The 10,684-nt window shown below is 33.0% G+C and carries 9 protein-coding genes and 1 riboswitch; of the genes, 3 read left to right on the forward strand and 6 right to left on the reverse strand.

The genetic code is table 11. The features are described from left to right. Positions 1-541: 541 nt before the first annotated feature. Positions 542-639, reverse strand: a riboswitch (purine riboswitch). A gap of 90 nt (positions 640-729) precedes the next feature. The 3 genes from ltaS to PVA17_RS23360 form a co-directional block, all read right to left on the reverse strand. Beyond that, the gene (gene ltaS, locus PVA17_RS23350; RefSeq protein WP_132359519.1) at positions 730-2,682 is read right to left on the reverse strand and encodes a lipoteichoic acid synthase; all 1,953 of its coding nucleotides are present in this window, start codon (positions 2,680-2,682) and stop codon (positions 730-732) included. Positions 2,683-3,311: 629 nt separating this feature from the next. Beyond that, positions 3,312-4,850, reverse strand: a complete 1,539-nt coding sequence (locus PVA17_RS23355) for a thiol-activated cytolysin family protein (RefSeq protein WP_132359521.1) — start codon at positions 4,848-4,850, stop codon at positions 3,312-3,314. 261 nt (positions 4,851-5,111) lie between these two features. Then, positions 5,112-5,780, reverse strand: coding sequence for a DUF4097 family beta strand repeat-containing protein (locus tag PVA17_RS23360; RefSeq protein WP_274069141.1), 669 nt, complete (start codon positions 5,778-5,780; stop codon positions 5,112-5,114). Between the two features lie 182 nt (positions 5,781-5,962). On the opposite strand from PVA17_RS23360, the gene PVA17_RS23365 reads away from it, so the two are divergent. From PVA17_RS23365 to PVA17_RS23375, 3 genes are all read left to right on the forward strand, one after another. Next, a complete protein-coding gene (locus PVA17_RS23365) occupies positions 5,963-6,106 on the forward strand; it encodes a hypothetical protein (RefSeq protein WP_274069142.1) in 144 nt (47 codons plus the stop codon). Positions 6,107-6,170: 64 nt separating this feature from the next. Next, the gene (locus PVA17_RS23370) at positions 6,171-6,929 is read left to right on the forward strand and encodes a MerR family transcriptional regulator (protein ID WP_274069143.1); all 759 of its coding nucleotides are present in this window, start codon (positions 6,171-6,173) and stop codon (positions 6,927-6,929) included. A gap of 10 nt (positions 6,930-6,939) precedes the next feature. Beyond that, positions 6,940-7,599 (forward strand): GAP family protein, encoded by a 660-nt coding sequence (locus PVA17_RS23375; RefSeq protein ID WP_274069144.1) that lies wholly within the window; start codon positions 6,940-6,942, stop codon positions 7,597-7,599. A gap of 129 nt (positions 7,600-7,728) precedes the next feature. On the opposite strand, the gene PVA17_RS23380 is transcribed toward PVA17_RS23375, so the two are convergent. The 3 genes from PVA17_RS23380 to PVA17_RS23390 all read right to left on the reverse strand — a co-directional run bounded on the left by PVA17_RS23380 (position 7,729) and on the right by PVA17_RS23390 (position 10,137). Beyond that, positions 7,729-8,358, reverse strand: coding sequence for a hypothetical protein (locus tag PVA17_RS23380; RefSeq protein WP_274069145.1), 630 nt, complete (start codon positions 8,356-8,358; stop codon positions 7,729-7,731). A 6-nt stretch (positions 8,359-8,364) separates the two neighbouring features. After that, a complete protein-coding gene (gene rplC, locus PVA17_RS23385) occupies positions 8,365-9,000 on the reverse strand; it encodes a 50S ribosomal protein L3 (protein ID WP_274069146.1) in 636 nt (211 codons plus the stop codon). Between the two features lie 84 nt (positions 9,001-9,084). Continuing rightward, positions 9,085-10,137, reverse strand: a complete 1,053-nt coding sequence (locus tag PVA17_RS23390; RefSeq protein ID WP_132359531.1) for a Cfr family 23S rRNA (adenine(2503)-C(8))-methyltransferase — start codon at positions 10,135-10,137, stop codon at positions 9,085-9,087. Positions 10,138-10,684: the final 547 nt, after the last annotated feature.

A 10,684-nucleotide genomic window follows, 5' to 3' on the forward strand; every position in this document is an offset into this window, starting at 1 on the left:
CAATATGTTAAATGATAGTATGTATAAATTAATTTGTCAATACTAATATAAAATACATAATTTTTCCTAAACAAATTTATAAGTAGTATTTCAAGAAAGAAATAACTGCTTAGTTACGAACAGGGCTACCACCTAGGTCATGTATGATGGCTAATAGATCCCTTTACCTTATCTCATTTTTACTTTAACCTCTTAATCCCCTCTTGTGATTAGAATTATTTAATTTAAACACAAAGGTGAAAGCCTAGCTACAAATTATAATAGTGACCCAGCAGTATTTTTTTGACTAATGCAATTGGATTTACGAATTTTTCACAAAGGCCTTCTTCATCGGACGCACATAGGTCAATTGCCACCATACCTTTTCCAAGGAACTTTTTCAACCACCTCAAATGTCCTTTCTACAGACATCGTCCTCATGTACAGGATTATATTTCCTTTTATTTCGTAACTGCTGTCAGCGCCCCTCTAAAAAGCTCATTTTTAACTTCCTGAAATAAAGGCTTAGATTAACATACAAAAAAAATTCCCGATTACAAAGAAAGTTTTGTACTTTCTTCGTAATTAGGAATTTCGGTCCCTGGTAGAGACCCCAAACCTTATTATTGCGGTTATACGAAATAATAGGGTTTCCTTATCATTTTTAAAATAATCATAAAAACTATTAGACTGTAAACATGATCCTTCATAAATCATCTAGTTTATTGTAAAACATATTCTACAATTCAATTACTTAGATTCTTCATTCGCATCTTTGGAGTAATTATACTTAGAACGATCCACTGGCGTATAATCTGTTGGCGTATAGAATCTCAATAAGTCACCATTCACGACTTTATCAGATAAATGCAATTTAAGTTCTACTTTATCTTTGATCGTTTTCGCAAACTCTAATTGACTTTCATCTAGTAGTAAACCTGTTTTATTATCATAAAATTTCCCATTAATTGAGTAAATCGTAGGACTAACAAAATCACTATTTCTAAATGGCACAATTTCATCATGCTCTTTTGATAATAAGTCTGAACCAAATTGCACAAACTTTTGCGTATCTATTCCTAGTAAATGTAATAGCGTTGGAAGAAGGTCTGTTTGGCCACCATAAGTATGATTAGTTCCACCTTGCATTCCTGGAACATGTATAAATAATGGTACGCGTTGTAAATTAGCACTTTCATATGGTGTAATTTCTTTTCCAATGACTTGTTCCATCGCATCATTATGATTATCTGAAATACCGTAATGGTCACCATAAAGAACAATCATCGAATTATCATACAAGCCTGATTCTTTTAATTGGTCGAATACTTGTTTGATTCCTTCATCTGCATAACGCGCTGTTTGGAAATAATTATCTACACTTGAATCTCCAGTATTAGCTTTATCAATTGTTACTAAGCTTTGATCCATTTTATATGGGAAGTGGTTCCCTACTGTAATTAATTTCGTATAAAAAGGTTGTGGTAATTTACTTAACATACTTTTAGATTGTTCAAAGAATGGTTTATCTAACAATCCGTATTCAGCCATGTTTTCTGAAGAACCAATGTCATAATAACTAGCATCAAAGAAGTGATCGAATCCAAATGATTTATAAATCTCATTTCGATTCCAGAAGCTTCCGTTATTACCATGGAAAACAGCTGATGTATAACCATAATCTTTTAAAATACTAGGCGCTGCTTGATACGTATTTTGTGCTTTTGTAATATAAGCAGATCCTTGTGGTAACCCAAATAAAGAATTTTCTAGCATAAATTCTGCATCGGAAGTTTTACCTTGACCTGTTTGATGGAAGAAATTATCAAAATACATTGTATTCTTATCTTTTGTTAGTGAATTTAAAAATGGTGTAACTTCTTCACCGTTTAATTTATAGTTGATCAGGAAGTTTTGGAATGATTCTAAATGCAAATAGATGACGTTCATCCCTTTTGCTTTACCAAAATATTGTGCATTAGGTTTGGCGTAGTTAGATTTTGTATAGTTCATTACTTCTGTAATATCACTACTATCCGCCAAAGCTCTCTGTGAAGATGCTTTCATCGTTTCTACTGAATCATAAATCGTATAGTTATACATTCCTAGATATTTCACAATATAGTTTCTATCAAAACCTCGAGATAATAATTGCGGACGATCAGCTTCTGCTAGTCCTAAATTTAGGATTGATATTGCTAATGCAAGAGTAATGATTGCCGTTGCTTTTTTATATCCAAAACGATTGCTATCTTTTTGTATTTTTCTTGAGAATCGTAGGTAAAACATTACAAATACATCCACAAAGAACAAGAAATCATAAGGCTTTAATAAAGTAAGAACACTACCACCTAAATCTCCGAAGTTTTGCGTTTGGGTAACTGTAGGTAATGTAATGAAATCACTAAAAAATCGGTAATAAACAATATTAGCATATAAAAGAATAGACATCAGCGTGTAAACTACAACTAGTGATGTATATTTTCTCTTTCCTCTAAATAAAAATGAAATTCCTAGAAATAGCATTGCTGAGCCTAGTGGATTTATAAATAAAAGGAAATTTTGAAGGAATCCTTCTACTCCCAGTTTAAATTGTGCTGTTTGAGCGATGTATGTTTTTAACCATAACATTAAAACAGCTAATAAATATATCCCTAAAAATTTATTTAATAGGTCATTTTTTTTACTTAATAAATTCTTCATTATTGCACCTACCTTTTACTTACTTAAACTTAAATCTTTTTATATATAAACTTAGAATATAAGTATTACATTTGAAAAAATGTTACTTCACAATAGCTTTTTTCACAGCTATTGTATACTACTCCCCATATAGACTTCTGTCAAGCTGTTAAATAGTAACACGCTTCTTTCTATTATTGTAAACCCTTGTCATAAAAACCCCCGCATATGTTATTTTTCAGCTAACATTTACGGGATATCTTAAACCACGGGAATACCTCAGTATTTATTGAAATGTCTATTCATATTTCCCACTTTAATATACAGGATGATTTCAAAACACTTTTTTAATTTTTTTCAACAATAGCAATTCTAAAACATAATTTTAATTTTAACAATTAATTTTGGTGACATAAAACTTATAATTTTGTAAGCTTTCGTTTCAAGCAAATTTAAACAAGCGTTATTGAATATTTAAGGTTAAATAACTCCTGCGTAAATCTTTTGATAATTGATCGAGTGATGATGGATGCACTTGGTGGGGTTTTTGGTGTTCATAAAGTATGCTAGTTGTTTGAAAATAAAAACGGCAGAAGCTCTTGTGTAACAAGAGCCTCAGCCGTTTGTTCTTCCAGAGTGGAAGTTTATACCTAATTAATAGTACCTGTTGGGTATAATGTAGTTCCTCCAATTGAAACTTTTATTTCATTAGATAATGGAACGTTGTATTCATCAATAACTGTTCTCCACCAATCCCATGCAAGACCTGTACATTCTCTTGCATATATTCTTATATTTTTTGAATTAGGAGGAAGGGGTATTACTGTAGAGAAATGTGCTGTCTTGTCTTTCCAGTTTCCATCCCAAGTTTTATGGGATAGTACTTCTTGTCCATTTTCATCAAATGAAACTTCATCCCAGGCTACTTCAAATTGAGCGACATATGCACCATAATGATCAAGGATGATTTTGCCTTTAGAATATTCCGTAGCCGTCGTCTCAATATAATCTGTATTGTTATGAACAGCAGCAATTGAATTATCCTTTAAGAAAACACTTGTATATGATATTGGGTATGCTGGATTTTTAAGACTAAATTCTGCATTATCTTGAATTATTTTTCTAATATCATTAAAGTCTTTTGAGACAACCTGGTTATGCTTTTGTGAATCTCCACCTAATACTACAGCAGTAAAGGAACTTTCTTCAAAAATATCTTTATACTGCCCACTAGTTTCTACATTCGTATTGACATCCTTCAGTAAGGCTTTAAAAGCAGCTTGGACATCCTTACTCTTAGAGTTTGTTTCTAATTTCACATAAATAGTTCTGCCATAAGCTACATTTGATACCATAACTGGTGGGGCATCATTACTTACCCCTTTACGCGTTAACTCTTCAAAAGGAACGCTATCATCAAAAAGATCTGATGGATTATTAGGTAGTTCTGCACTTACCGTATAAAATATTTGTTTATATGCCGCAACCATCACTTTTTTCTCTCCACTCGCAATTGCATTAAAGTCAATTCCTAGTGAATTATCAAGAACTTGGGCGTTAACATTCAGAGCGCTTGCAATTTGAGATTTGCTATAAACCATAGATTCTGAATATTGTAGTCTTGCAGGTAAAGTATGGGTTGTTGAATAGTTTTCACTCCAAGTAGATACTAATTCATCTACTGCTCCAGATACATTACCATATGTTGGATTGTCTACAGTCATTGTATTTTCCCTTTTCATGCCAGGTAAATCTATGCTAATATTTAGTGGTTTTCTTTTGGCAACCAATAAGCTTGGTTGATTGTCTACAAAAGCTTTGTTGGCAAGTTGTAATGCTCCTGGATATGTACGATTCGCCATAGAGTCGATAATTGAAATATCTACCGGTGAAGTTGTAAGTGACTTTTTATTACGCTCAACCACTATAAACTTATCTTTTGAGTTAATCCCTTCTTTTGGGACAAAACTATCAACCTTGTCACCATTCACTGCTAAAACTTCTCTATTATCGTAGTTCAAGTTTGCGATACCAGTATCAATGTCATTAGATTTGCTTTTTTCACTAACATTCGTATCAAGTGTTTCAGCAAAGGAAATAAACGGATAATTTATGATGCATAAACTAACAGATAAACATACTAGTACTTTTATTACTTTAAAATAATTTCGAATTCCCAAAAACAACACTCCTTTTTTAGGAAATTATACCACAAAATCATCCCATCTAAACATAGTGTTTTAGTACTACATCAGATTATTGAAAAGTCTGCAAATAGTTAATATGACACACTACACTATTTGTTTTAATCACCATAGACGTAACACTTACGGTGACCATTATGGAGAATTCCCACATAAAAACGTCTGCTTTACCTCTTAAGCAGACATTTTATTAATTATACTTTGCGATTATTTAACTATTCATAAACTTTGAAGTAGTATCTGTATTTATTTCAATGATATATTCCCTGAAGAGGTTTTCAGCTGTACTTCATGATCTCCGGTCCCAGAAGTTCCTTTTGTTTCTTTTTTGCCTTGTTGTTTATCATTTAATACAATGCCGACAGAACGTCTTCCACTGTTGGATTTAAGAAGGAGCGTGGCATTAGGCTCATCCTCATTCAATGCAATGTCCACATTTCCGCTTGTTGTAGTAACGTGAACCTCACTATGAAAGTCAAGGAAGTCAAGATTCACGTTACCACTGCTACCATTAATTTTGAGATCGTGCGTTTGCAGATCTTTACCAACGACGTTACCAGAAGAGCTATTAACAATGATTTTCCCTTTGAATTCAGTAGGAACTCGAACTTCCAAATGAGGCATCCGATCGATTTTAAACAGACGACTTATATCATTTTTTAATCGAATCGTTAATTTCTGTTTCCCTTTTTCCATTACAATTCCCGACTCATTGTCGTGTAAAAGTAAGTATGCTTCCAATTCATCTCTATCCACTGATACTACATCTATATTAATGCTTCCATTCTCAATATAAATGCTAGCTATATCTTTAAGAGAAGCCATTTGAATGTCTTCGCTTCCCTCCCCTCCCGCACAGGCACTTAAAAACATTATAGTAAGAATAACCGACATCACCATATAGTATTTCTTCATTTTCTCCCTCCTCTCTTTGGCTTTCATTATAGAAGGTGACCCCTCGTCAGTTTCAAGGTTTCTACAAAATAATTTTTAAAAGTCAAAAAATCCTTGAAGCTTACGTTACGTCATTTTGTATACTGTTGAGTAACTACTTTTTTTGCAATATCTAAATAAATTAGAAAAATAAGGAGGATTAGATGAAACAGGGAGATATAATTATTTATGGATGTGTCATTATAGGTGCTGGTATTGGACTGACTATGGATCATGCGTTTCCTGGTGTACTGATTGGCTTGGGAGCGGGGTACTTACTTAAATCTCTTTTTAGTAAAGAAGAATGAAAGTGGCATGAATAAAAAGTTGTTAACAATAAGGTATTAACGTACAGAAAGGTAGGTTTATTAGTTGATACACATTAACAAAGTGGGAGAGCTGACAGGTGTTACAGTAAGAACACTACGTCACTACGATAAAATCGGTTTATTAAAACCAACATCCAAAACAGAAGGTGGTCATCGTTTATATACGGATAATGAAATAAAAAAACTACAGCAGATTCAATTTTTAAAAAAGATTGGATTTCGCTTAAATGAGATTCAGAACATGCTCGCTTCCAGTGAGTGGGATTGGTCAGATAGTCTAAAGAGTCAATTATCTTTTGTCATAAAAGAACAGGAAAACTTAAAGAAAATAGAGCAATCCTTACGGGAATTGATACATGGAATTGCTGTAGAAGGTGAAGAAAACTGGCTTGCGATTCAGAAGATCATGCAATTATCCAGTAAAGATAAAGAAATACAGCAGAATTATAGAGCATCTATCTTTAAAGAAAGAGAAATAAAGCTATGGAAAAAGGTTCCCAATATGACAAGTGACCGTTCTGATTCACTGGAATGGATTGCTCTGATAGGTCAGTTAAAGCGTTATATTAAGGATGGTCCTAAATCAACCAAAGTTCAAAATATCATTAGAAGAATGGATGAAAAGCGTTTAGAGGAATTTGATGGTGAGGATGAATTTTTAGATAAGCTGTGGGAAATAAGAATGTCGCAAAAGCAGTCAGAGAAACTGGGATTATATCCGATTGATCAGGATGTACTTGAGTTGTTGAACGAGGCATATGTATTTTTTATGGCTGAAAAGAATAATCCTCAATCCGAATAAGGGGGAAAGAATGGTGAGTACAGAACTACTTCTCCTTATAGGAGGTTTGGCTATACTGGATACGTTAAGCCCTGCCACGTTAGGAGTAACGGTATATCTACTTTTAACAGATAAAAAGAAACTAACCAAACGTTTATTGATTTATTTATTAACGGTTGCAGGATTTTATTTTGCTGTTGGAGTTTCACTTATGTTAGGATTAGGCTTTTTGTTTGAGATTATTTCTGGCGTATTTCAAAATCGAATAGTAAGCTGGATAGTCTTTATTAGTGGAGCAATTTTGTTCATCGCAAGTTTTTATGTTCCAACAAAGAAAAATTCAGACCTGCCTTCCCCAAAATCAAAAAGCATTCTTTCCATTGTGGCTCTGGGGTTCACTACTTCATTAATCGAAGTAGGTATGGCATTCCCATATTTTGCAGCAATTGGGATAATGACTACTTCTAATCTATCTTGGATGGAATGGTCTTCTATTTTAGCTGGATACAATTTAATCATGGTGATGCCATCCCTCCTGCTGTTTCTCTTTTATCTTCTGTTTGGTCGGAGGATGCAAAAACCTCTTAAGAAACTTCGGGTGAAACTAGCTAATAATACAGGGGCAACCCTTTCTTGGATAATGTGTATTGTTGGAATCATCCTAATCTTCAATAGTCTAGATTACTTATAGAGCGTTTTAAAAAATCCCCTTTAAATAAAATGCTATCTACTTACTGTAGGTTCATTGTCTACTTAAAGGGGATAATACTAGTCTTCAATAGAATGGATTTGGAAGATACTCTATTATAGAAAAGTGAAATTATAAATAAGTTTCAATTGATGCTATTTTTTTCAATTCGTGAACAAAGGCTTTATATTGCTCTTCACGCTTTTCATATTCAAGGATAACTCGAATGTATGCCTTTTGCATTTCCCCGTTTCCAGTTGAATTTTGGTATTCGCGTTCAATCTCTTCCTTGGATACACTATAGTCACCTAACTGATTCTCAATAAATCGTTGCATACGTAATTCTTGCAATACTAATTCTTCAATTTCCTGTTTAGCGTATTCTTCTGATCCATCTATTCCAAACTCGTCAAATAATTCTTGCATACAATTAGTAATTTGTTCTTTATCAGGTTCCCATTCAGAAATGCTTCTATCCTTATTCAGTTTTTGTACAATAAGCTCATATTCAATGACTGATTCAAGAGCATCATAATAACTGTCAAGAAGGTCTGATGAAGACATTTCAGAAGGTATAATACCCAGCTTCATGTCGTTAATCAGTTCAATATTTAAATAGTTTAAACTTATTTCATAATCGTTAACTTTTGCCACGATGGACGGTAATTGAATTGTCTCATTGTCTGTCAACATTAAAAAATCCGTAATGACTACATTATCTCTACTATTACTTTGGCTGAAATTATTCTTTCTGTTTAACACTAATCATCACCACTTTTCATTCAATTTTTTAATTGCACTTTCTATTATTACAAACGACTTTTTAGCTCCTGGAATATTTCCTTTAATTAACAACAAGTTACGTTCACGATCAACCTTTATAATAGTAAGATTTTGAATTGTGGTCTGTTTTCCACCCATACGTCCGGGCATTTTTTTTCCTTTGTCTACTTTCATGCCATCATTTTTGGCGATTACACCGATAGAACCAGGAGCTCGATGGAATCTTGAACCGTGAGATGCAGGACCTCCACTTAATCCATGTCTTTTAATAACACCTTGAAATCCTTTTCCTTTAGATATACCGGTAACATCTACTATGTCGCCTTCTTGAAACATATCTGCACTAATACGTGTTCCAACATCTAATGATGCTCCACGAATTTCTTTAACATATCTTTTAGGGTTGGTATTTGCCTTTTGACTCCTTCCAATTTCCGCTTTGTTTGGATTTTTCTTATCAGAAAATCCAATTTGGATTGCTTCGTATCCGTCAAGTTCCAATGTTTTATTCTGTAATACAACATTTTCTTCCACTTCAACAACTGTCACAACTATGGGATCTCCACTATCACTAAACACTTGAGACATGCCTATTTTTCTTCCTAAGATTCCTTTTATCATAAATATCCTCCTATTAATTTTAATATTTATTGTTAGTAATAAGCTCTTAGGGTACTTCCCACGTTCTAAACATTACTCTCACCTTTATTTATTGGTATTTGTTTTTTGATAGTTTCCATACAATTGCCCGCAAGCAGCATCTATATCAATGCCAAATTGACTTCTAATGGTAACGTTCATTCCTGCTGACTTTAATTTTTTATAGAAGTTTACAACTTGATTCTCATTTACTTCTTCAAACCTCATAGGTGAACTAACGGTTGGGTTATATCTAATGATGTTTACATGGTACAAGTTCCCTCTTTTATATCTACCTCTTAAAAGATTTATTACTTCATTCGCATGTTCTATAGAATCATTGACTCCAGGCAACATAATATAAGCTATATAAACTTTCCTTGAGGTCACACGTATATGCTCATCTAATGTGTCCATTACATCTAATAATGGGTAGCGTTCATTAATTGGCATTAGCTTGCTTCGCTGTTCATTAAATGGAGAATGTAATGAAAAAGTCAGATTGACTTGCGGATAGTTTTGTGTCATTTTTTTAATGCCCGGAATAATACCTATAGTCGAAATAGATAACCTGCGAGGACTTAAAGCAAACAATTCCGAATTTGTAAGTACATTTAAAGCATCAAATACTTGTACATTTGCCAATGCTTCTCCCATTCCCATAAAAGAAATACTATCAATTGAATGTCCATTTATGTGAAAGTACAAAATTTGGTCGGTAATTTCATCTGATGTTAAATTGCGTTTTAAACCAATATCTCCTGTTGCACAAAATTTACAGCCAAAATTACAACCGCACTGCGAGGATATACAAAATGACTCCCAACCAGCTTTATATTTCATATTTACCGTTTCTATTTTTTCGTCTCCTGCAATTTCAAATAAGACTTTTGTAACTTGTTCAGAATGTTGTGCTTTTAAAACGGCAATATTTAAAATCGACTCTCCAAACTCCTTAATTAACATTGTTCTTAAAGATTTAGGAAGAACCGTTATTTCATTGAAATTATTTATTTTCCCTTGGAATATAGCATTTGTGATTTGATTCATTCTATAATTAGGGAATTTATTTTGCTTCAAGAACTCTTGAATTCTTATATACTTGTTTTTTTGTTGCATGTTACTCATCCTTCGCTCGTTTATTTGAGTAAATAGAAGGGAGTTATCCAACCTTTTTATAAAATTAGGCACAAAAAAAACACCGACATAATTATCGGTGTTAGCTTAAATAAAATCATGCACAAATAAACAATGACATTATGTCATTGAATTATAGTTTATTTGCCATAGAGAAAAAGCTCCGATAACTGATTTTGTATGGTTATTTGGCTTAAAAAAGGACAGACTACTCCCTTTGTGCGCCAAAACATTTCCAATTTTCGCATTTTTACCAAACAAAATTCTAAAAACTGTTATCATTGCTTCCACCTCGTTCCTGTAAATATTAGTAATAAGTACCATATCATAAAGATTCCCCTATGTAAAGTTTAAATCATAGACAATTGCTTAACGTTAAAAGTAATAACTAATCAACTAACCTTTGCTTAATAAAAACAGCCGCCAAAAATGGAGGGCACTGAAAAAGTCTATATCTTCTCACATTGCGAGGTATTCAACGATTTAATCGTTGAATACCTCGCTTTTTTCATTTGGCACTGTGACTCTA

The organism is Lysinibacillus sp. CNPSo 3705 (genome assembly GCF_028674935.1).
Taxonomy (GTDB): Bacteria; Bacillota; Bacilli; order Bacillales_A; family Planococcaceae; genus Lysinibacillus.

Excerpts from the sequence above, each read along its gene's own strand:
- PVA17_RS23360 (WP_274069141.1), bottom strand. The coding sequence starts at position 5,780 with ATGAAGAAATACTATATGGTGATGTCGGTTATTCTTACTATAATGTTT.
- PVA17_RS23365 (WP_274069142.1), top strand. The coding sequence starts at position 5,963 with ATGAAACAGGGAGATATAATTATTTATGGATGTGTCATTATAGGTGCT.
- PVA17_RS23375 (WP_274069144.1), top strand. The coding sequence starts at position 6,940 with ATGGTGAGTACAGAACTACTTCTCCTTATAGGAGGTTTGGCTATACTG.
- ltaS (WP_132359519.1), bottom strand. The coding sequence starts at position 2,682 with ATGAAGAATTTATTAAGTAAAAAAAATGACCTATTAAATAAATTTTTA.
- rplC (WP_274069146.1), bottom strand. The coding sequence starts at position 9,000 with ATGATAAAAGGAATCTTAGGAAGAAAAATAGGCATGTCTCAAGTGTTT.
- PVA17_RS23390 (WP_132359531.1), bottom strand. The coding sequence starts at position 10,137 with ATGCAACAAAAAAACAAGTATATAAGAATTCAAGAGTTCTTGAAGCAA.